15 protein-coding genes and 1 tRNA gene are annotated in these 24,331 nt (G+C 45.1%); 9 read left to right on the top strand and 7 right to left on the bottom strand.

The window, feature by feature from the left end; translation table 11 throughout:
• Positions 1–61: 61 nt before the first annotated feature.
• From DXD25_RS09740 to DXD25_RS09730, 3 genes are all read right to left on the bottom strand, one after another.
• The gene (locus DXD25_RS09740; protein WP_117663318.1) at positions 62–1,828 is read right to left on the bottom strand and encodes an ATP-binding protein; all 1,767 of its coding nucleotides are present in this window, start codon (positions 1,826–1,828) and stop codon (positions 62–64) included.
• A gap of 125 nt (positions 1,829–1,953) precedes the next feature.
• The gene (locus tag DXD25_RS09735) at positions 1,954–3,852 is read right to left on the bottom strand and encodes a GH32 C-terminal domain-containing protein (protein WP_117663316.1); all 1,899 of its coding nucleotides are present in this window, start codon (positions 3,850–3,852) and stop codon (positions 1,954–1,956) included.
• Positions 3,853–3,979: 127 nt separating this feature from the next.
• Positions 3,980–6,280: a TonB-dependent receptor gene (locus tag DXD25_RS09730; RefSeq protein WP_117663315.1), complete on the bottom strand. Its 2,301-nt coding sequence runs from the start codon at positions 6,278–6,280 to the stop codon at positions 3,980–3,982.
• 245 nt (positions 6,281–6,525) lie between these two features.
• Here DXD25_RS09730 and dinB point away from each other — a divergent pair, with 245 nt between their 5' ends.
• Complete coding sequence (gene dinB / locus DXD25_RS09725) at positions 6,526–7,647, top strand: DNA polymerase IV (RefSeq protein WP_117663313.1); 1,122 nt, start codon at positions 6,526–6,528, stop codon at positions 7,645–7,647.
• A gap of 532 nt (positions 7,648–8,179) precedes the next feature.
• Here dinB and DXD25_RS09715 read toward each other — a convergent pair.
• A complete protein-coding gene (locus DXD25_RS09715; RefSeq protein WP_117663309.1) occupies positions 8,180–10,453 on the bottom strand; it encodes a GH92 family glycosyl hydrolase in 2,274 nt (757 codons plus the stop codon).
• Positions 10,454–10,507: 54 nt separating this feature from the next.
• Entirely contained in the window at positions 10,508–13,309 is a 2,802-nt protein-coding gene (locus DXD25_RS09710) for a substrate-binding domain-containing protein (RefSeq protein ID WP_117663306.1), read from the bottom strand.
• Between the two features lie 282 nt (positions 13,310–13,591).
• On the opposite strand from DXD25_RS09710, the gene DXD25_RS09705 reads away from it, so the two are divergent.
• The gene (locus tag DXD25_RS09705) at positions 13,592–15,010 is read left to right on the top strand and encodes an aspartate ammonia-lyase (RefSeq protein WP_117663305.1); all 1,419 of its coding nucleotides are present in this window, start codon (positions 13,592–13,594) and stop codon (positions 15,008–15,010) included.
• Between the two features lie 134 nt (positions 15,011–15,144).
• On the opposite strand, the gene DXD25_RS09700 is transcribed toward DXD25_RS09705, so the two are convergent.
• The gene (locus DXD25_RS09700) at positions 15,145–15,810 is read right to left on the bottom strand and encodes an AraC family transcriptional regulator (protein WP_187360466.1); all 666 of its coding nucleotides are present in this window, start codon (positions 15,808–15,810) and stop codon (positions 15,145–15,147) included.
• 453 nt (positions 15,811–16,263) lie between these two features.
• Positions 16,264–16,337, bottom strand: a tRNA-Met gene (locus tag DXD25_RS09690).
• 257 nt (positions 16,338–16,594) lie between these two features.
• Here DXD25_RS09690 and DXD25_RS09685 point away from each other — a divergent pair.
• The 7 genes from DXD25_RS09685 (at position 16,595) to DXD25_RS09655 (ending at position 24,330) form a co-directional block, all read left to right on the top strand.
• On the top strand, positions 16,595–18,484 hold the full coding sequence (locus DXD25_RS09685; RefSeq protein ID WP_117663299.1) for an LptF/LptG family permease: 1,890 nt from the start codon (positions 16,595–16,597) through the stop codon (positions 18,482–18,484).
• 20 nt (positions 18,485–18,504) lie between these two features.
• The gene (locus DXD25_RS09680; RefSeq protein WP_117663297.1) at positions 18,505–19,716 is read left to right on the top strand and encodes a bifunctional 3,4-dihydroxy-2-butanone-4-phosphate synthase/GTP cyclohydrolase II; all 1,212 of its coding nucleotides are present in this window, start codon (positions 18,505–18,507) and stop codon (positions 19,714–19,716) included.
• Positions 19,717–19,829: 113 nt separating this feature from the next.
• Positions 19,830–21,023, top strand: a complete 1,194-nt coding sequence (locus tag DXD25_RS09675) for a pyridoxal phosphate-dependent aminotransferase (protein ID WP_117663295.1) — start codon at positions 19,830–19,832, stop codon at positions 21,021–21,023.
• 265 nt (positions 21,024–21,288) lie between these two features.
• Positions 21,289–22,125: a MotA/TolQ/ExbB proton channel family protein gene (locus DXD25_RS09670; RefSeq protein WP_117663293.1), complete on the top strand. Its 837-nt coding sequence runs from the start codon at positions 21,289–21,291 to the stop codon at positions 22,123–22,125.
• A gap of 30 nt (positions 22,126–22,155) precedes the next feature.
• The gene (locus DXD25_RS09665; protein WP_089544800.1) at positions 22,156–22,800 is read left to right on the top strand and encodes a biopolymer transporter ExbD; all 645 of its coding nucleotides are present in this window, start codon (positions 22,156–22,158) and stop codon (positions 22,798–22,800) included.
• Positions 22,801–23,448 carry a biopolymer transporter ExbD gene (locus tag DXD25_RS09660; protein WP_089544801.1) on the top strand — a complete coding sequence of 216 codons (648 nt, stop codon included), beginning with the start codon at positions 22,801–22,803 and terminating at the stop codon, positions 23,446–23,448. It begins immediately after the preceding gene.
• A 33-nt stretch (positions 23,449–23,481) separates the two neighbouring features.
• A complete protein-coding gene (locus DXD25_RS09655; protein ID WP_089544802.1) occupies positions 23,482–24,330 on the top strand; it encodes an energy transducer TonB in 849 nt (282 codons plus the stop codon).
• Position 24,331: the final 1 nt, after the last annotated feature.

Genomic DNA, 24,331 nt, shown 5'->3' with positions numbered 1-24,331 from the left:
GCTGCTTAGCCATTATCTCAAATTTTAACGAACTATTGAATATAAAGTCTTTTCATTAATTTCATACTTCTTCCATCCGTTTAAGTTCCCACCCCTCAAACTGCATGATGATGAGATGGAGTTTTGTGCCTTGGCGCAAAGCCTCAACCCTTGGAGCCTCAGCATATCGATGAATCTGTTCTACAGCCTCACACCACTGTTTCTCGGCCTTGGTCATAGGCTTGCCATCTTCCGTGAACTCACCTTCAACTATCGCAGAGAAATCTTTCTTCGAAAGAACCTTCAACTCCAGAATGTAGCTATGCTGACTGGCATAATGGGTAAGGTCTGGCAAAAGGAAGAAATCACAATAGCCATGATTCAACTCCAACTCTGGAGCCGTGATATAATAATCATTCAGATTCAGATAAGCCATAAAGAATCCCTGCAGGTTTCGCTCAGCCTCAATGCCATCACGCACCGAAGAAACCTTGGCATAGGCATCCGCCATAAAGCGCAATCCTTCTTCCCACTTACCATCATATGCCATATCATAATAGTAATCGGTGAGCTGGTTGACATCCACATAAGCCTTTGCCTGATACTCCTCTTCCAGATAACCATAATACTGCTTGCGGACATTATTGTTTGGAATGCCCAGAATGAGCTTGGAGCCACGAGTTCCCTTGATGGTCAACATGCCATAATAGAACAGAAGACTTGGGAATATCTCTGCCTTTGGAATCTGATACGCAGAAAACGACTCATAAAGTTGGGTAACAATCTGCTCCTCTTCTGCTATCTTGCGGATAATGCCCTTACGCTCTCCATCCAGCTTGTCAAACTGCAACAGTTTCTTCATCTTGCCGTAATCGGTACGGGTATTCGGGTCTATCATCTGACGAGGAGAACATCCGTAATCCATGTAATTGCGAAGGTAATAAAGAACCATATCACAATTAAACATACGAGTTTTCTTCTTCAATGCTTCTTCTGCAAAGCAATAATTGTCATACCATGGCTTCATATCATTGACGATGGCATCAATATCACTATCAGCAGGAATACTACCATGTTCTTTATAATAGGTAAACATTTCCATCACATCAGTGGTAGAGAAGCCCAGCATCTCATCAAACTCCGGCTTGATAGAAATGTTCCAACCTATATTGAATCCACTCGTCACATCATCCAGGGTTACAGGGCTCACACCCATCATGAAGATACGCTCAAAATTACCCTTGAACTTCTTGAAGACATCACGATAAAAGCCGTCGGCATGGGTAATCGCATGATACACTTTCTCACCACGTTCGTTGAGTATGACATTCGTGAAGTTGTCATACTCATCTATGATGAGATACAGATGATACTGGTGCGCCTTGGCAGCCTTGAATATCAGTTCCATCTTTTCCTCGAAATCTTCCTGCGCCAGGATTTCTTCCATCTCTGCCTGGTAATATTCTGAGTATTGACGGACAAAAGCATCAAGGTTGATGCTGAGATAAGAATTAAACTTTGTCTCAAGCTTGTCGATATTACCCGTAATCTGGGAGAAATCGAGGAACAGCACCTGATACTTTCCCTGCAAAGGAGTAGGATGCTGGCCTATCCACAGATTTCCAAAAAGACTCTGGAACTTATGGCTCTGCGTACAGTCATAGTAAGAATAGAGCATACTCAAGAATATGCTCTTACCAAAACGACGAGGACGGATGAAGAAGAGATTGCGAGGCTGCTTCTCCAGCTCCGGGATAAACATCGTCTTATCCACATAATATAGATTCTGCTCTATTACCGTAGCAAAATCTGCCACCCCATAAGGTAGTAGTTTTACTTGCTGTTCCATGATAATCTATCTTTAAAAACACTATCTGTGTGCAAAGATAGCATAAAAAAACGAAAAAGCCACAGTTTGCGTTTACAAATTGCGGCTTTTATTATATTTTATCCGAAACACACGATTTTACGTGATTACAATCCAAGCTTATGAACCTTCAGGTTCTTGAACTCAGCCTTACCACCCTGGGTGTAGAGCTTCACATTCTCGTATGGAGCTACTGGGAAGACGAGGTTGGTCATGGCGATGCGACCGCCATCTACGAAGAGCTCAACAGATGACTTATCTACGAAGATATCAACATGATAGGTCTTCTTGCCATCCTCACAAAGACTCAATGGTGCCCAAGTAGCCAGAGCGAAATCGTTCTTGTAATTGATGGAGTTGGTGATGCGGGCAGGCTGTTTGCCTTCTGCAGCCAGCTGCTTGTCCCAAGCCAACTCGATATCGTGAGGAACTGCCTGCTTGCCAAAATCGGTCAAACCGCTCTCTGTTCTATCCATAACCACCTTGCCCTGCTTCATATCGAAATAAATCAGGGTGCGCTCACGCTTGTTGTTAGAAATCTCAATACCGGCAATGCCGTTGGCATCTGGAGTTACATCTGCCTCAATCTCGAAAGCTCCCTCCATATTAGCTGCAACACCAGCAAGCATCTTTTCGCCGGCAACAGAAGCATCTGCTACATTCTTGGTGTCCTTACGCAATGCATAAACCTCTGGAGCTACATCTTCTGAAATATAATACTTACCGTTCTTCTCGTAAAGTTTCAACTCTCGAGGCAAACCATTGGCACCACGGTTCTGCTTGAACGGAGTAAGGTTGGCATACTGCCAGTTGCTCATCCAGGTGATACCCAGGACTCGGTCGCCTGTGTTTGAGAAGGTAACGGTAGCATAGTGATCCTTACCCCAGTCGAGCCACTTTACTTCGTTGGCATCAGGACAAGTAAACTTCTTGCCATCGAAATCGCCTACGAAATACTCAGTAGCGCTGCCACCAAACCAGCAGCCTGGATTGATATTCATCGTCATCACCCACTTCATCTTCTTCTTATCACCATTTACAGGCAACTGGAAGAAGTCAGGACACTCATACTGACATGGCTGCTGACCTATACCTTTACCGAAGGCACTAACATAATTCCACTTCTTAAGATTCTTTGACTTGTACAAACGCATCTCCTTATCGGCAGAAACAATCATATACCAGCATTTTCCCTTCTCATACCAGAACACCTTAGGGTCACGGAAATCCTTCAAGCCATCGAATGGAGTCAACACAGGATTGCCCTCGTACTTGGTAAAGGTACGACCATTGTCATTGCTGTAGGCAATGCACTGCACCTCATCGTGGTTCACACTGTTGTTGGTATAGATAGCGATGATGGCATCCTTGCCGAAACCTGCCGTATTCTTCTTGTCGATGACAGAACTACCAGAGAAGATATGACCTACAGGGTCGCGGGCGATAGCTGGATCGAGATGCTCCCAATGAACCAGGTCCTTGCTCACAGCATGTCCCCAGTGCATATTGCCCCACTTACTTCCGTATGGGTTATACTGGAAATAGAGATGATACTCTCCATCCTTATATACCATACCATTAGGGTCGTTCATCCAACCATAGAGCGGAGTGAAGTGATAAGATGGACGATAGTAATCGGTATTGGTTGTATCGAATGTATTGCTGAGTTTTAGTAAGTTCAGTGCCAAAGCATCTTTCTTCAGACCTAGAATCTTGACGGTAGCAGTCTTACCCTTGCCCAAAGCAAAAGGCACATAGTAATCAGAACCATTCTGAGCCAGGCGAACGTCCATCCAGGTATCATCCTTAGAACCTGTATCGAGCAAAACCTGGGCCTCATCCTTCTCTTCCTGGATAGGGAGAAGAAGATACTTGGTAGGATTCTCCACCTTGATGATAGTAGTATCACCCTTGTGTTCGATATTCATCTTCTGTGCAAAGGCAGAAGTTGTAGCTGATGCCATCAACATGAGGCAGGCAGCCTTCAACATTTTGTTTGTTTCCATTGTAAAATTATTGTTAATTGTTATTGTTTATATCTATAACGTATTATTGTTTGTCTTATTACCGACAGCCCTATACATTATATTATATATAGGAGCTGTCGATGATGTTTATTGATATTTATATCGCTTAGAACTTCAAAGAAGCTGTAAACTCTACAGTGAATGGACGGAGATAACTTCCCGTCATAATCTGATTCTTGATTCCCTTAGCCTCTTCCTTGGTAATCAGCTCGGCACCTGCGATACTACCCTTGGCACCAGTCTGATTCAAGAAGTTGACCACCGTGCAACCGAGAGCCAAGCGCTTGGTTGCCTGCCAGTTCAAACCACCAAAGGTCTCCCAGTGACCATTGAAGTAATATGCCTCGTTGATATTGGCATAAGTCTTACTGAAGTAGCGGAAACTTGTCCAAAGCTTGATATCCTTTGTAATCATGTAGCTTGGATCCAACTCGATGAGAATCTCAGGAATCTCGGCAACGATATTGCCAGTGGCATTGATGTTGCCAACATAGCCATCGCTGAAGGTGATGCTGGTTTCATACTTCTTGTAAGTTGGCTTCTGATAAGTGAAGAGGAAGTGGAAATCGAATCCCTTGAAAGGATGAGCCACAGCATCGGTTGTCCAACCCCATGTCTGGATATCGTAAGTCATTGGCGCAGCCTTGATCTCCCTGCCATGCTGCAGGTTCAGAGTTGAGTTGTTGTTGGTCTTTGAGATGTAAGAGAACAACGATGTCAAACTCAGCCAAGAGTTGTTGTAGTAGATACCTGCACGACCGAGTGGCACAGAAATCTTACCTGTATTTGGCAATGTAGCTGGAGCAAAGGCCTCGAACTTAGGATGCTGCACAATGTAAGTGAAATCGCCCGTGAAGCCGAAGTTATCGGTCAACTTATAGGTTGCTGCTACAGAGAAATCGTAGTTCAACCAGTTGTAACTCAAGTCTGCTGGTGCAATCTTGGTTCCATCTGCTGCCGTAGCACCGAGACAATAATCGGCAAAACGACCTACGAAATCACCGTTTGCATTCTTCACTGCTGCATTTTCACCCTTCAGCTTCTGCCACTCCAAACGTGCACCATAGTAGAGGTTCAACTTATTGGTCACGTCCCAATCGTGGGTGAAGTAGAGAGCCAGTTTATTTTCGCTTCCCTTGTAATACTCAGAGGCGTTCTTGTTGAAATCGTAGAAATAGCTGTTGCGCTGGTTAGCATCCCAGACACGCAACGCATAACTGCCATCAGATGGAACGCTCTGATCATACATGGTTGTATTTGAGCAATAATCAATATGGTAGAACCACTCGTTCATGCCGATGCGGAAGGTGGAAGTACTGAATTTCTTGCTGAGTTCGGTGGTGAAGAGAGCCTCATCGAGGGTTCCGGAATTGAGGCAAGACATACGGGTCTGCACATACTGACCATCATAAGACTTGGTTTGTCCATCGATATCACGATACATATAATTATATACGCCCTTATTGGCATCGCTCTTCAAATCGATGATAGACATCGGAGTCTGATAAACCATCGCACCACGAGAATGGTCGTACTTCAGGGTTGCCTTCCAGTTCAAACCGTTGTCAAAACGGTAGTTGTTCATCAGGGTAACCTCGCTTGCCTTGTTCAGACAGGCATCATAGAGAGAAGTCTGCTCCAGTTTGCCGGTACGCATATTGCGATAAGTCATCTCGTTATCAATAGGAAGATAAGAGGTGGTACCGAGCTTGAAGTCACCATACTCCTTCACGCTTCCATCACCTACATAAATGAATGGAGCACTCTGGGTGGCATAGTTATATACATTATGACTGTTGGCATACTTATACATAGCGGTAAATTCACCACGGTTGCCGTTATACTTTTTGGTGAGGAGCGCCTTATAAATCTGAGTACGGTCCTGATAAGGAGTTGACTTGATTTTGAAGGTTCCCGGGTCGAAATCCTGATACATATTAAAGCTGTAGTACCAGTCCTTACCCAAATCACCATTCATATTCAAAGAGAATTCCTGCAATCCAAAGTGATTGCTCTTATAGTTCAGAGTACCATTGAATCCTTTCTGTCCCTTCTGGGTAAAAGAGTTCACGGCATAACCAATGTTACCGGTAGTGATGGCTGTCTCCGCAATCTTGAGCAATCCCTGATGGCTTAAACTTGCATCACCACGCCAGATGGTATTCACAGAATGAGGATTGGTTGCGTAAGTAACAGGCAAACCATTCTCCAAAACGTTGACATCGGCAGAAGGCAAGCCTATCTGAATCTCACGAGGACCATTCGCACTGGCTGCATTGAGCATCACATTACGATTACCCTCTTCCTTCGCACTAGAATTATCATCCTGTGCAAAAGCTGCTGTAACATTTACCAATGAAAGTGCAAGCATCATGGCTGCGCTCTTTCCATTTAAAAAGTTGTTCATACTTTAAATGTTTAATTTGTTAGCGTTAATGTTTTGATTTCTGCTGCAAAAATACATAAAGGTCTGAACAGCGGCTTAAAAAATCATTTCATAAGATACAAAAATTCGTTCAATGAAACATAATTACCAGCAGATGAACGAATATTAATAAGAATAAAAGAAAAGATTTGCATAAGAAAGAAATAATTCGTATTTTTGCAACAAACAAAGCACGCAATTAATAAAAAGTGCATAACATATAGACAATGGAAGAACGGAAGATTATACATATCGACATGGATGCTTTCTTTGCAGCGGTAGAACAAAGAGACAATCCCGAACTGAGGGGCAAACCCGTAGCGGTGGGCTTCGACGGACCTCGCGGTGTGGTTTCTACTGCAAGCTATGAGGCTCGCAAATGGGGCGTACACTCAGCACAATCTATTGCCCAAGCCAAGCAGCGCTGTCCTGACCTCATCATCGTGCCTTGTCGGCATTCTTATTATGCAGAAATATCTCATCAGATACATCAGATATTCCAGGAATACACCGATCTCATCGAACCCATCTCTATTGATGAAGCCTTTCTAGATGTAACACACAACAAAAAGGACATAGAGATGGCAGTAGATATTGCAAAGGAAATCAAGACTCGTATCAAGGAGGCAACAGGTCTCACAGCCTCGGCAGGCATCAGCTACTGCAAGTTTCTTGCCAAGGTGGCATCCGATTACCGGAAGCCAGACGGCATCTGCACCATTCATCCCGATAAGGCTCTCGATTTCATCGCCCAGCTCCCTGTAGAAGATTTCTGGGGCGTAGGTAAGAAGACCCTACAGAAGATGCACTTCATGGGCATCTACAATGGTGCCGACCTACGGAAAGTATCCGAAGAACATCTCGTAGAGGTATTCGGTAAAGCCGGACACATCTTCTATCATTTCGCTAGAGGAATAGACAAACGCCCCGTCATCACTTATCGGGAACGCAAATCCGTGGGATGTGAACAGACTTTTCTGGAGGACATCTATTCCAAGTCGGCAGTGATAATCGAACTCTACCATACGGTGCTTGAACTGCTGGAGCGAATCGCCAAGAGCGGTTTCGAAGGAAGGACCTTAACGCTGAAGGTGAAGTTCTCGGATTTCACCCAGATTACCCGCAGCATCTCTCAGGAGAAGATTCTGGCGAAAAAGGACGATATTCTTCCCCTTGCCAAGCGACTGCTTCAACTGGTGGATTACTCTTCGAGTCGTCCCATCCGTCTGCTCGGCCTGTCCATAAGCAATGCCTCCTCAGAAGAAGCCCGGAAGGAAGACAAGGAGAACAGTACCCTGAAACCTGAGTACCGAGAGTTGGAACTCGAGTTTGAGGAATGGAAAGAATGAGAAAAGAGCAGAAAGATGAGAAGAGAGATGAAAAGAAAGAAGGAAAGGAGATTCCCCCGAATAGAATGTGAAAAGCAGCTGACAGGCATATTCCTGCAGCTGCTTTTTCTTTTTTACTGTTTTTTCCAAAAACTAACTATTCATTTTCCCAAAACTAACATAAACCTATCTTAAACAACTAACTAACATTTTCCCAAAACAATCTTTTACCTAAAAGAAACTAATTACCTCTGAAAAACAATCCTATAAACCTAAATAACTAAAACCTATATACTTACTAAACCTATGAACTTACTAAACCTTAAACTTTTAAACCATTAAAACCTAAACTTAAAAACTTGCAAATATTACTACCTCAAATACTTGAAACACTTATTAACTTCAAATTTCTGGTGCAAAAGTATGAAGATTTAGCGAAAGTCATGGATAATTATCGTTCAAAAACTAGAAAAAAAAAGGTACTTTGCACTCTTTTCATCGAAAATGAACGATTTTTGCACCTTTCCCGAACGATTTTTTGAATCGCTATCGGTTATTTCCTTGAAAAAGAGTAAGGAGCATCATCTTTATGAGTACCTCGCTGCAAGTTTGGTTGCTCAGAAAGTCTATAGGTAATCTGTGTTCCCTGCATCAAAGAACGCATATCAAGATAGTTATGCTGGTAAGATTTGCCATTCAGCAACATTTCATCCACATAGCATCCCTTGCCTTCCGACTGGATATTTACTTCCTTGCCGTTCTCCAAATGAAGTTTCATCGACTTGAAATAAGGAGTTCCCAACACATACTGACCACTTCCAGGACAAACAGGATAGAATCCCATCGCCGAGAAAACATACCAGGCTGAAGTCTGACCATTATCTTCATCACCACAATAACCATCTGGAGCTGGCGTATAGAGCTTGTCCATCACCTGGCGAATCCAGTACTGAGTCTTCCAAGGCTGACCGCTATAGCCATAGAGATAGATGGCGTGCTGGATAGGCTGGTTGCCATGTGCATAATTTCCCATATTCATCACCTGCATCTCACGGATTTCATGAATCGTATATCCATAGTAACTGTTGTCGAAAACAGGAGGCAGGATAAAGACAGAATCGAGCATCTGATTGAAAGCATCCTTACCACCCATCAGCTGGATTAATCCATGAGGATCATGGAATACCGACCAGGTATAATGCCATGCATTACCCTCTGTAAAGGCATCACCCCACTTCAGAGGATTGAAAGGAGACATAAACTTGCCATCCTTCAATCTGCCACGCATCAGCTTCGTTTCCTTATCAAACACCTTCTGATAATTCATCGCACGCTTGGCAAAAGGCTTCAGCTCCTTAGCCGACTTACCCAAAGCCTTACCCAACTGATAGATGCACCAGTCATCGTAAGCATATTCCAAGGTACGGGCTACACTCTCATTGATCTTCACATCGTATGGCACGTAACCCAACTTATTGTAATACTCATATCCCAAACGTCCGGTAGAGTTTACCTGAGGATGAACAGCCTGGGTACCATGAACCACAGCCTGCCAAAGAGTCTCCATATCATAGCCGCGCAAACCGGAAAGATAAGCATCGGCTACCACAGAGGCTGAATTATTACCTACCATACAACCACGATGACCCGGACTCGCCCACTCTGGCAGGAAACCACTCTCCTTATAGGCATTTGCAAGACCTTCCTGAATCTTCACGTTTTCTGAAGGATACATCAGGTTGAGAAGCGGGAAGAGACAGCGGAAAGTATCCCAGAAACCAGTATCCGTGAACATATAGCCCTTCTGAACCGTACCATTGTAAGGACTGTAATGCACGATTTCGCCAGCAGCATCCTTCTCGTAGAAAGCACGAGGGAAAAGTAACGAGCGATAGAGACAGCTATAGAAAGTACGGAGATGATCGATATTCTCATCCTCTACCTCTATCTTTCCCAGAACTTCGTTCCAGCGCTGACGGCCCTGCTGTTTGAGCTGATCCATATCCGCCTGTCCCAGTTCCTTGAGATTCTGCATGGCCTGGGCGCTGCTGATAAACGAAGAAGCTACACGTGCCTGAATCTTTTCGCCACGCAGACTTGTTTTGAAAGTGATGATAGCACCCACGTGGTTTCCCTTCTGTTCGTTAGCAGAAATCAGTTGACCATCCTTCACACTGACAAATGCATCAAAGTCGTGATCGAACTCGATGACAAAGTAATTGCGGAAATTATCAGGTACTCCCCCACTGTTGCGGGTAGAGAAACCGATTACTTTCCGTTCAGCAGGAATCACCTGGATGCAACTTCCCTTGTCGAAGGCATCAATCACCACATTTGCCTGATCAGTCTTCGGGAAGGTGAAAGCCATCAAGGCAGCGCGCTCCGTAGGGCACAACTCTGCCGTTACATCATAGTCTGCCAGATAGACACTATAATAATAAGGTGTAGTCTTCTCTGCCTTGTGAGAGAACCAGCTGGCTCGCTTCGCCTCATCAAAGACCGGTTTACCCACGGTAGGCAAGAGAGAGAACTGACCGTAATCATTGATCCAAGGACTTGGCTGATGCGTTTGCTTCAATCCTCTGATTTTCTTAGCAGAATAGGTGTATTGCCATCCATCCCCCATCTTTCCGGTCTGAGGAACCCAGAAGTTCATACCCCAAGGCATTGCTATGGCTGGATAAGTATTTCCTGTAGAAAGCTCGGGATTGGAATCTGAACCCACGAGTGGATTGACGAAATCTACGGCATTCTTTACGTTCACCTTGACAGCATGTGCCAGCAAGGTGAGACATACAAATAGTAATAAAAGTGATTTTCTTTTCATTTTCTTCTGAAAATTAGTTATTATAAGAAACTACGTAAATTATATGATGTCATATTATACATTTCCTACATCTCCCGGCAACATACCATACTCATCCTTAAAACACTTGGTGAAATAAGAAGGAGCAGAGAAGCCCACATCATAGGCAACCTCGGAGACACTCATACTGCGGGATTCCAGCAAACGCTTTGCTTTCGCCAAGCGAGCCTTGCGGAGCAGATCAACGACAGAAGAACCCGTCATCGCCTTCACCTTGCGATAAAGCTGGACGCGGCTCAAGCCTATCTGCTTACCGATATCCTCGACGCCAAACTCACTATCCGAGAGATTCTTCTGAATGATGGCGTGAAGCTGTTTCAGGAACTGCTTATCGCGATCTTCCAGATGAGAATCGGCAATTTCCTGCTCTGCCTCCAGAGTACCCTGGAAAAGATGCTTCAGAAGCTTGCGCTGCCTCAGCAGATTCTCTATACGTGCCAGGAGCACCTTACTGTGGAATGGCTTGGTGATATAGGAATCGGCACCATGTTCATAACCTTCGGCACGATGCTCTTCCAGATTCTTAGCCGTAAGCATAATGACAGGGATATGAGAGGTTGCCGTATGGGTCTTCAGATTCTGCGTAAACTCCAGACCATCCATCACCGGCATCATCACATCACAGATCACCAGGTCAGGAACTTCCTTCTTGGCAACATCCAGACCTTCCTTACCATCGGCAGCTTCCAAAACAATATAATCATCCTGCAGGAGGGTATGTTCGTACTGACGGATATCATTATTGTCGTCAATTACCAAGACGGTTGGCTTATTCGTGTTATCGCTAAGCAACTGCTGTACTTTTCCACTTTTTCTCTCTCCATCATCGATATATTGCAGATTAGCCTCATCTACCAACGTTTTATCATCTGACAAAGAGAAACTTACAGAGTTATCCACATTATCCACATCAGTGTGGATAACTAGCGACTTATCCTCCTGCTCACGAGGAATCACCACGAAGAAGTCGGATCCCTTACCCAACTCACTTTCTACACGAGCCTCGCCATGATGCAATTCTACAAACGACTTCACCAAAGCCAAGCCGATGCCCGTACCGCTTGCTGCTCCCTTAGCCTGGAAGAAACGCTCGAAAATCTTGCCAGCCTCTTCCTGCGAGATACCCTTGCCGGTATCTCGCACATCCAGGCGGAACTTTCCATTCTCATCTTTCAGAGATACGAATATATCGCCACCGGCAGGTGTATATTTCAAGGCATTACTCAGAAGATTGAAGACAACACGAGCTATCTTCTCCTTATCTGCAACCACCTCCTGAGAACCGACAGAATCAGTTATATCCAAATGGAGCTTGATTTGCTTGCGTTCAGCAGTAAGCTGGAAATCGCCTACCCACATTTTCAAAGCTTTCACCAGGTCGAAGCGATAGAGCGTCAACTCCATCTTTCCGTTCTGAATCTTTCGGAAATCGAGGATGCTGCTCACCAGTTGCTGGAGAGCTACTGCATTACGCTTCACCATCTTCAAAAGTTCACGACTCTTTCCCTTGATACCACTGTCCTCCAGCAGCATTTCCACAGGATCGGCAATCAATGTCAATGGGGTACGAAGCTCATGACTGATATTCGTAAAGAACACCAGGCGGGAATGGGTGAGTTCCAACACCTCCTCGTTCAGTCGTTTCAACTCCGCGTTCTTGCTTTCCAATTCCCCATTCACTCTTTTCAACTCTCCATTGGTTCTCGCCAGTTCCTCATTCAGTTTAGCCTTCACCACATAACTGCGGAAAATCATAGCTGCAGCGACAATACAAACCAGCAGGAACAGGCACAAGCCTATCAACATCACTTTCTGGGAATTATAGTCAGAAAGATACCGATCCACCTGTTTATGCAAAGCCTTCAGATTATGTGCCTGTCGCTCAGCGTCTCTGGCTTCCATCAACGTAAGTTCCGCATTTTCCTGGGTAATGATAGATGTACTGAGATAGTTTTTCCGCTCAAAAGGCTGATGCTTCAGGATCTTCATCGCCAAGGCAATTACCTCATCACCCTTGGTAGGATAAAGATAGGAAGCTTCGAAGATGCCATCGCGCACCAGCTCCAGGCCACCACCCTTGGTAGCCATTCCATCAACACCCGTAAATTCATAACGATGCTGCAGCCCCATTTGCTTGGCTGCCTCGTAGGCACCCCATGCCAGACGATCGTTGTGAGCAAAGACATAATCAAAATCCTGTGTCTTCTTCAGGATGCGCTTCATTGCCTGAACGCCTCCTTCCTCCTTCCAGTTGCCTCCTTCAGAAGCAATCAACTGGATACCCGAATATGGTTTGATGGCATCCATGAAACCAAGATGGCGCTCCATGGCAGGCGAAGATCCATCCAATCCACAGATTTCAACAATGCGTCCCTTACCCTGAAGCTTTTGAGCTATAAAGGTACCCATCGACTTACCGATATGATAGTTGTCGCAGCCGATGAATGCAGTATATTTATCGGTATTGGAGAAACGATCATACAGAATCACCGGGATTCCCTTTTCGTAGGCACGCTCAACCGCCTTGGAAATCGCACTCAACTGATTAGGAGAGATGACCAGCAAATCCACGCCCTCATCCACAAACTGATTAACCTGCCTGTTCTGCAACACATTGTCATCATTAGAGGAAGCAAGCTTCACGATAATCGAATCATTGAGATACTCTCCCATCTTCAGCTCATCATTGAGCTTGTCGCGCCAGATATCCTCGGAGCATTGGGATACACCAATGACAAACTTCTTTGGCTGCTGCTTGCATGCTGCCAAAGAAAGTCCCAAACCTATATATACAATAAGGTATAAATATCGTTTCATATATATTGTATTGTTTAAATTTATAGATTGATAGGCTCTAAAAGAGTTGCCTCTATAAGAGTTACGGTGCAAATTTACTATTTTTTTTTGGATTTTAGCGCATTTGGTGCGTTTTTTACAAATTAAGGTTCATTTTTTATAAAGAGAATCTACAGAAATCATCGTATCTTTGCAGCGGACAAAGGAAAAACAACTCCTTCTTCCGAAAACAGAGAATCAATAAAAAAATACAATAACTAGAGAATAGATAACATTAGTATAAACAACAAAACTAACTATATTATGGCTGAAGTTAAAAATTTTAGAATAGAGTCAGACCTTTTAGGTGAACTCAAAGTTCCTGCTGAAGCACTTTACGGTGTACAGACACAGCGCGGTATCAACAACTATCACATTTCCCGTAAGACTATGAGAGCTTACCCTGATTTCATCATCGCTATCGCTTACGTGAAGTTGGCAGCTATCGAGACCAACCATACCCTCGGTGTGATCAACGATGAAATTTCGGGTTCTATCTCTCAGGCTTGCCGCGAGATCATCGAAGGCAAATGGCATGAGAACTTCCCTATCGACATGGTACAGGGCGGTGCAGGTACTTCTGTTAATATGAATGCCAACGAGGTGATTGCTAACCGTGCACTCGAAATCATGGGTCACGAGAAGGGTGACTATCAGTTCTGCTCTCCTAACGACCATTGCAACTGTGGACAGAGCACCAACGACGTTTACCCAACCTCTATCCGTTTGGCTTTGATTCGTATGAATACACACCTGGTAGGTGCTTTGACTGGTTTGATCAGCGCATTCCGCTACAAGGCAGACGAATATGCAGACGTTATCAAGATGGGCCGTACCCAGTTGCAGGATGCAGTTCCAATGTCTTTCGGTCAGGAATTCAATGCATACGCCAACAACCTGGAAGAGGAAATCCTCAATCTGGAGCGCAACGTGAAGCTCTTGCATGAGATCAATATGGGTGGTACTGCTATCGGTACAGGTTTGAACGCAGTTCCTGGCTTTGCTAAGCTTTGTGCTGCCAACCTCAGCAAGTTGACTGGCGAAAACTTCGAAACAGCTACCGACCTGGTAGAGGCTACCCCTGATACCGGTGCTTACGTAAGCTACTCTTCAGCTCTGAAGCGCTTGGCAATCAAGCTATCTAAGATCTGTAACGACCTCCGTTTGATGGCTTCTGGTCCTCGCTGCGGTCTGAACGAAATCAATCTCCCTGCCAAGGCACCAGGTTCTTCTATCATGCCAGGTAAGGTGAACCCTGTTATCCCTGAGGTAACCAACCAGGTTTGCTTCAAGGTAATCGGTAACGATGCTACTGTAAGCTTCGCAGCAGAGGCTGGTCAGTTGGAGTTGAACGTAATGGAGCCTATCATCACCGAGAGCCTCTTCGAGAGCTTGACATGGATGAAGAACGCTATCGAGACTTTGACTTCTGAGTGTATCCTCGGCATCACCGTCAACAAGGAGCGCTGCTACGAGATGGTAAAGAACAGTATCGGCATCGTTACTGCCCTCAATCCTATCATCGGCTACAAGAAAAGTACGAAGGTTGCCAAGGAAGCTCACGCAACAGGCCGTTCCGTTTATGATATCGTCATCGAACAGGGCATTCTGAGCAAGGAAGAGCTTGACAAGGCACTCGATCCTAAGGAGATGTTGCAGTCACACAAATTTACCCTGAAATAAATTTTCCATAACCAGTCAGCTGATTAACTGACAAACAAAAACCTGTAAGCGTATTCTCACCAAAAGAATATAGCTTACAGGTTATTTGTTATACATAAAGCTTAAACGCCGTGTAAGGGCAAAAGCCTTCAACATCAGCCTTGGTTCCGATATGCTAGCGGCGTCATTCCCGCTCTCATCTTAAAGAAATTCGTCATAGCACTCTGATCACTGAAATGCAGATGGTCTGCTATTTCTCCCATCGTCATATCCGATTGCTTCAGGAGATTACAGATTTCCTTATAGAGCAGGGAGGTGATGTGATCATTCACGGTGGTTCCCGAAATATCCTTGATCATCCTGGATAGATAAGGTGCTGAGACATTCAACTTGTCGGCATAGAACCTGATCTGCCGCTCGGTCTTGAAATGACGATACAGAAGATGAAGGAAAATCTCATAAACTTCCTTCTTATGACGTAAATCACGAGTCACCGATACATTCTCGTAAGGAAGTTCCGAAACCAGAAGCTTCAAAACATTCACCATCGACTGAATCATCTCTACCTTGTAGATGTACTGATGGCGCACGATATCACGAATCATGTGAAAGATATCAATGGCAGATTTCTGCTTGTCATCCGATAACTGATACACCACATCGGCCGTAATCTCCTCATCCACCAGGATGCACTCAGCCTCAAAATCCGCCGACATCTCGGAAAAAGCAATGACATACTTGGGCGAGACGACCAGCAATTCACCTGCCGAAAGCGTCCTGTCGGAATCATTGGCTTCAGTACTTTGCTGAAGTACCCCCATATTAATGTTTCCCCTAGTCACCAACACGAGTTTCGTGAACAGGGTGCGCTCTTGAGCCATCTCTATAAAATCCTTTTCGCATAGATCGTCTATATAAATATGTGCGGCATAAGCCCCAAAGATACTTTCAAGATGGTGTCGAGCGGCAAACTCTTTCAAATTATAAACTTGTTGCTGCTTCATAAAGACTCAAATTCTTAGTTGGGGACAAATTTACTATTTATTTTTGAAAAATGCAAGAAAAGTATGAATAAAAAATGTGAAGAACTTTTAGGAGATTCGGTTATCAACAATCGTTATCCGAACAAGGCTAAACTGATTATCAGGTACGTATATTTCTTTTCCACAGTTATCAACACCCCTGTGGAAAACTTTATCAAGACTTTTGTGGAAAAATGTGGAAACGTTTGGCGCACAAAAAAGACACTAACTAAATAAGTTAGTGTCTCAATGTAGCGGGAGGGGGCCACGATCCCTCGACCTCCGGATTATGAATCCGACGCTCTAACCAGCTGAGCTATCCCGCCATCCTTTACAAGTCATTTCTGATTTGCGGGTGCAAAGGTACAACAATTATTTGATTCCACCAAATTTTTTCGGAGAAATTTTCGAAAAAAGTTTGTTTTTTCTTTTTTTTGCCCAAATCTCAACCTATTTACACCTATTATATATATAAAAAAAGCGAAAAAGAAAGGATTTCTAATTTTTTTGTGTAACTTTGCAGGCTGAAACGATAGCTGTTCACCTCGAAATGATGAGAAAACAGCTTACTAGAAAAAAAGAAATGCTTAGAATTAAGAAATTAGACATATTTATAGCCAAGCAATTTGGACTTCTCTTCATGGGAACTTTCTTCATCTGCCAGTTTGTGCTGATGATGCAGTTCCTGTGGCGATATATCGACGATCTCATCGGAAAGGGAATCTCGATGGACGTGATGGCGCAGTTCTTCTGGTACATGGGTCTGATGCTCGTACCTCAGGCATTGCCGCTTGCCATCCTCCTCTCCTCACTGATGACTTTCGGTAATCTCGGCGAAAGTTCAGAGCTCACTGCCATCAAGGCTGCCGGCATCTCTCTGATGCAGGCTTTCCGCTCGCTCATCGTCATCACCGTCATCATTATGTTCGGTTCCTTCTACTTCCAGAACAATGTAGGTCCGCACTCCAACCAGAAGCTGGCACAACTCCTCATATCCATGAAGCAGAAGAGTCCGGAACTGGAAATCCCGGAAGGCATCTTCTACGATGGAATCCCGAACTGCAACCTCTATGTGCAGAAGAAGGATATGAATACAGGAAAGCTCTACGGCATCATGATCTATCGCATGACAGACAGCTACGAAGATGCCGCCATCATCCTTGCCGACTCGGGAATGCTGCAAAGTACAGCCGAGAAGAAGCACCTCGTGTTGAGTCTCTACAGCGGAGAATGGTTTGAGAATATGAAGAGCAGTGAATTCGGCAACAGTGCTGCCGTACCATACAGAAGAGAGACCTTCGTTTCCAAGAAGATCGTGCTCGACTTTGATGCCGACTTCAACCTTACCGATGCCTCGTCGCTTGCCAACAATGCCAAGGGAAAAAGTCTGTCGGAGATCTTCCACTCCATCGACTCCATCAACGGACTGTATGATTCCATAGGAAAGAACTATCTTTCGGAAGCCAATGCCCGATTCTACCGCACGGCGCAGGTAAACAAGGCAGATTCGCTGAAAGAAATCAAGAAGGGACAAACGGAGAATTTTGACACCTTATATAATAAGCTCTCGAACGACAAGAAACTCCGGGCACTCAATGATGCACAGATGACAGCACAGCAGGAGCTCACCGACCTCAACTTCAAGGCAATGGTTACGAGCGATGCCGACTATATCATCAGGCAACACAAGATAGAAGCTATCAAGAAGTTCACGCTGGCACTCTCCTGCCTGATTTTCTTCTTCATCGGAGCCCCACTAGGTGCCATCATCCGAAAGGGTGGATTGGGATTCCCGGTCATCATCTCCGTATTCGTGTTCATCATCTTCTACATCCTCGACAATACGGGCTACCGAATGTCGAGACTGGGAACCTGGACCATCTGGTTCGGTCAAGGACTGGCTCCAGCCGTACTGGCACCAATCGCCGTATTCGTCACCTACAAGGCAACCAACGACTCTACGGTGTTCAATATGGAGATGTATAAGATGTTCTTCATGAAACTGCTCGGTCTCCGTATCAAACGCCACGTCTTCGGCAAGGAGGTCATCATCGAAGAGCCGAAATATACAGAAGATGCACAGCGACTGGAAAAGCTCAACAGCGATATCTATATATATAATAAGGTACACGAGCTGAAGAAACTTCCAAACTTCATCAATGTGTTCTTCAAATACCAGCCCGACAACGAGATTGAACGCATCAGCGATGAGCTTGAAAACGTGATAGAGGATCTGACCAATACCCGGAACAAGATCATCCTTCACAATCTCAACCTCTACCCTATCCTCGCTACGAAGGCTCATACCCGCCCATTCGAACGCCAGTGGCTCAACATCCTCGCAGCCATCATCGTGCCTGTGGGCATCGTACTCTACCTGAGAATGTGGCGATTCAGAATCCGGCTCTACCGTGATCTGAACACCATCAAGCAGAGTAATGCAAACATCATCAGTCAGATAAAAGAAATGTAACTATAAAAAGTATCAAACAAATGGCAGATATCAAACTCAATAGCATCGAAGATGCAGTAAAGGACTTCCAGGAAGGTAAGTTTGTCATCGTTGTAGATGACGAAGATCGCGAAAACGAGGGCGACCTCATCATCGCCGCAGAGAAAATCGACGCAGAGAAGGTAAACTTCATGCTCAAGAACGCAAGAGGTGTGCTCTGCGCCCCTATCACCCTGAGCCGATGCGAGGAACTCGACTTGCCTCATCAGGTATCAGACAACACATCTATGCTCGGCACCCCATTCACCATCACCGTGGACAAGCTAGAGGGATGTACTACCGGTGTTTCAGCCCACGACCGTGCTGAGACCATCAAGGCACTCGCTGATCCGGCATCTACGCCACAGACATTCGGTCGCCCTGGCCACATCAATCCTCTCTATGCCCAGGACAACGGCGTATTGAGAAGAAGCGGACATACCGAGGCTGCCATTGACCTCTGCAGAATGGCAGGACTCTATCCTGCAGGCGCCCTCATGGAGATCATGAACGAAGATGGAACCATGGCACGCCTTCCACAGTTGATGGAGATGGCAAAGGAATGGAACCTCAAGATCATCTCTATCAAGGATATGATCGAGTACAGACTCAAGAAGGAATCGCTCATTGAGGTGGGCGAAGAGGTAGATATGCCTACAGAATACGGACACTTCCGTCTGATTCCTTTCCGCCAGGCCAGCAACGGACTTGAGCACATGGCACTCATCAAGGGTGAATGGAAGGAAGATGAACCTATCATGGTCCGTGTACACTCATCTTGCGCCACAGGCGACATTCTCGGAAGCAAGCGATGCGACTGCGGACAGCAGCTGCACAAGGCGATGCAGATGATCGAGAAAGCCGGAAAGGGTGTAGTCATCTACATGCAGCAGGAAGGCCGAGGCATCGGATTGATGAACAAGATTGCAGCCTACAAACTGCAGGAAGAAGGATACGATACCGTAGATGCCAACGTACACCTCGGTTTCAAGCCAGATGAGCGTGACTACGGATGCGGCGCACAGATGCTCCGCCACCTCGGCGTGCACAAGATGCGTCTGCTCACCAACAACCCTGTAAAGCGTGTTGGCCTGGAGGCTTATGGACTCGAAATCACAGAGAATGTGCCTATCGAAGTAGTACCAAATGAGTACAACGAGCGCTATCTCAAGACCAAGAGAGACCGCATGGGGCACACTTTGCACCTCGGATAATGTAAATTATGTTATTATTTTGCATCAAATCGCGAAATAACGAATAATTTTCTTCCGAAAAAGAAATAAAATGCTTAATTTTGCACACGATTAATTAACAATAAAATAAAATTATGGCACAATTATCTGATCGTCTTAACAGATTGGCACCATCAGCAACGCTGGCGATGTCACAGAAGAGTAGTAAAATGAAAGCTCAGGGTATCGATGTAATTAACATGAGTGTAGGTGAACCAGACTTCAACACGCCTGACAATATCAAGGAGGCTGCGAAGAAAGCTATTGATGAGAACTTCTCACGTTACTCACCAGTTCCTGGTTATCCTGACTTGCGAAAAGCTATTGTTGCCAAATTGAAAAAAGAAAACGGACTTGACTACACAGTCAACGAGGTAATCGTGGGCACCGGTGGCAAGCAGTGCGTGTGCAACGCTGTACTGGCACTCGTAAACCCTGGCGACGAGGTAATTATCCCTGCACCATACTGGGTAAGCTACCCACAGATGGTAAAATTGGCAGGCGGTACTCCAGTCATCGTAAACGCAGGTTTCGACCAGGACTTCAAGATGACAGCCGAGCAGCTTGAGAACGCAATCACCGAAAAGACCAAGATGCTCATTCTCTGTTCACCAAGCAACCCTACCGGAAGCGTATATTCCAAGGAGGAGCTGGCTGCACTGGCAGAGGTTCTGAAGAAGCACCCAGAGGTATTTGTGTTGGCAGACGAGATCTACGAGCACATCAACTATATCGGCAAGCATCACAGCATTGCACAGGAGCCTGGCATGAAGGAGCAGGTGATCATCGCCAATGGTGTATCCAAGGCATACGCTATGACAGGATGGAGAATCGGTTTCCTCGCTGGTCCAGAGTGGATCATCAAGGGATGCAACAAGTTGCAGGGTCAATATACCAGCGGTACCTGTTCAGTAAGCCAGAAGGCAGCTGAGGCAGCCTACACACTCGACCAGGGTGCTGTAGAGGAGATGCGCGTAGCTTTCGAGCGTCGCCGCAACCTCATCGTGAAGCTCGCCAAGGAGGTTCCAGGACTTGAGGTCAATATGCCACAGGGTGCCTTTTATCTCTTCCCTAAGTGCAACAGCTACTTCGGCAAGAGCAATGGTGAGAAGACCATCAACAACTCTACAGATTTCGCAATGTACCTCCTGGAGGAGGCTCACGTAGCCACAGTAGGTGGAGATGCCTTCGGTGATCCAGACTGCTTCCGCATGAGCTATGCTACAAGCGATGAAAACATCGTAGAGGCAATCCGCCGCATCAAGGAAGCTCTGAGCAAATTGAAATAAAAATAGGAGAAAAGAGTCCTAAAAAGGTCAACTTTGTAAGAAAAAAGCGAGATATTGGTAAAAAATGAGCCAATATCTCGTTAAAACTTCTTAATTAGGACGATAGTTTCTCAATATTTATTATCTTTGCCAAAGGAATTTGGATAACCTAAGCGTGTTTATTCAAGACAACACAAACTAGGCATACAAAACAACTAAAATAGAGCGAGAAATAAATAAGAAATATTAATAATTTATTAACTAATAATTTAAAAAAGTAAAAATTATGGCAACTACAAAACAAGCAGCCCCAGCTAAGAAGTCTGAGGGCTTTCAGGGAGTAAGAGGCGCATTCTGGATCATCGTGGTATGTGCTATCATCGCATTCACATTGTTCTTCACATGGTTCGGTAACGACATGCACTTCCAGGATCCAGGTATCCAGGATCACCCAGCAGACATTTGGGGTACAATTTACAAGGGTGGTGTAATCGTACCAGTTATCCACACATTGTTGCTCACAGTGTTGGCTATGACTATCGAGCGTTGGTTGGCTCTTAAGACCGCTACAGGTACAGGTGCTCTTCCTAAGTTCGTAGCAAACATCAAGTCTGCATTGAACGCTAACGATTTCGCTAAGGCTGAGCAGCTCTGCAACAAGCAGCGCGGTACAGTTGCTAACGTAGTATTGGCTTCTTTGAACGCTTACAAGTCTATGGAGTCTGGTGCTAATGCATCTTTGAAGAAGGCTCAGAAGGTAGCTAAGATCCAGCAGGCTCACGAGGAGGCAACTCAGTTGGAGATGCCAACTTTGACAATGAACTTGCCTATCATCGCTACAATCGTAACTCTCGGTACATTGACAGGTCTTCTTGGTACTGTAACCGGTATGATCAAGTCATTCCAGGCCATGGGTGAAGGTGGTGGCGCTGACTCAGCAGCACTTTCTGTAGGTATTTCTGAGGCGTTGATCAACACCGCATTCGGTATTTTGACATCTTGGTGTGCTGTAGTATCTTACAACACATTTACAAACAAGGTTGATAAGTTGACATACGCACTCGACGAGGTAGGTTACTCAATTGCTCAGACATACGAAGCTAACCACGCAGAAGAGGCTTAATTTTTGCTAACCCTTTTAAATTTTATCGCTATGGGTAAAGTAAAAATTAAGAAGAGTGACATCTGGATCGATATGACGCCTATGTCAGACGTTATGACCCTGTTGCTTACCTTCTTCATGCTCACCTCTACATTCGTAAAGAATGAGCCAGTGAAGGTAAACACACCAGGTTCTGTGTCTGAGATTAAGGTGCCTGAGAATGGTGTCTTGACCATCTTGGTAAGTCCTGAAAAGGACAAGGCCGGAAAACCAACCGGCGAGGGCCAAGTATTTATGAGTATTGATAATACCGATCAGTTGGGAGCAGCACTGAGCACAATGACAAGCAACTTCGGCGTGTCTTTGACCCCTAAGCAGATTGAGACATTCAAGAGCGAGGGTACATTCGGTGTTTCTATGAGTGACATGAGCACTTATCTGTCTATGAACGCAGCAAAGCGTCCACAGTATCTCCAGACTAAGGGTATTCCTCTCGACAGTATCAAGGGTGGCATGAGCGAGTTCCAGCAGTGGGTTGACGCTGCTCGTAACGCTAACGAAGAAATCAAGATTGCCCTCAAGGCAGATGCTTCTACACCTTACAAGACAGTGAAGAGAGTGATGAACGAACTCCAGGACATGGATGAGAGTCATTACTATATGATTACACAGTTAAAACAACAGGGGGACGAATAAATGGCAAAGAAAGAAAGCAAACAAAAGAAAATGAATGTCCGCGTAGACTTTACGCCTATGGTGGATATGCTCATGCTTCTTATCACGTTCTTCATGCTGTGTACATCTTTGAGCAAACCTCAGACTATGGAGCTGACTATGCCAAGTAATGACGAGAATACTCAAGATGACCAGAAGAACGAGGCGAAAGCTTCTGAGACTATTACCCTCTACGTAGCAGCTGATAACAAGATTTATTATGGTGCTGGTATCCCTAACTACAACGATCCTACATGGATCAAGGAGACAACATGGGGTAGCCAGGGTATCCGTAAGGTCTTGAGAGAGCACGCTACAGAGAATGGTACACGTCCAGTAGAAAGAATTGCGCTCGCTGTTAAGGAGTTGAACATGGATCGTCAGAAGAATCCTAAGCAGTATCCTGATAGCATCTATCAGAAGAAGCTCAGCGATTTGAAGGCAGGTAACTTGAAGGATGGTAAGATCCCTACTCTGACCATCGTCATCAAGCCAACCGACAACGCTTCTTACAAGAATATGGTTGACGCTCTCGACGAAATGCAGATTTCAAACATTGGTACTTACGTCATCGATAAGATTAACGCAGACGATGAGAAGCTTCTCGAGTCTAGACACGTTAAGATGTAAGATGAGTAACAAACAATTTTAAACAAGAAAGAAATGGCAAAAATAGATCTTTACGATCCTAAATGGGTCGAAATGGTTTTCGCCGGAAAGAACAAGGAGTATGGTGCATACCAGCTCCGTAAGGGTACTTCCGGTCGAAACATCAAGTCTCTTCTGATCTTGGTCATTGCTGCAGCTCTCGTGGGTGGATTCTTGGCTTGGAAAGTTATCGAACAGAAACAAGCTGAAGAACAGCAGGCATATATGGAAGCTATGGAGTTGGCTAAACTCCAGCAGCAGGCTAAGAAGGAAGAAAAGAAGAAGGAGCCAGTGAAGCCAAAGATTGAACCTAAGAAGGAGATACCTGTGGCTCGCGAAACTCAGAAATTTACTGCACCTGTCATCAAGAAGGATGAACTCGTAAAAGAGGAAAACCAGGTTAAGCAGATGGATAAACTGGACGAAAAGGTTGCTGTCGGTACAGAAAACAAGGAAGGTGTGAAGGACCGTACAGTGGAAGCAGTGAGAAGTGAGATTGCGGTAGCAGCTCCACCTCCACCACCAGCTCCAAAACCTGAGGTTGCAACTAAGGTCTTCGATGTTGTAGAGGAGATGCCTTCATTCCCTGGTGGACAAGGCGCTTTGATGCAGTATCTGGCTAGCAACATCAAGTATCCTGTCGTAGCACAGGAGAACGGCGTACAGGGTCGTGTTATCGTTTCATTCGTGGTAGAGCGTGATGGTTCTATCTCTGATGTGAAGGTAGCTCGTTCTGTTGACCCTTCACTTGACCGTGAGGCACAGCGTGTCGTTAAGAGCATGCCTAGATGGTCTCCAGGTAAGCAGAATGGTTCTACTGTACGTGTTAAGTATACTGTACCAGTTGTATTTAGATTGCAGTAAT

It is taken from the genome of Prevotella sp. TF12-30 (assembly GCF_003436715.1).
GTDB lineage: Bacteria > Bacteroidota > Bacteroidia > Bacteroidales > Bacteroidaceae > Prevotella > Prevotella copri_A.
Note: the sequence above shows the minus strand (reverse complement) of the source record. Positions and strands in the feature narration are given on the sequence as shown.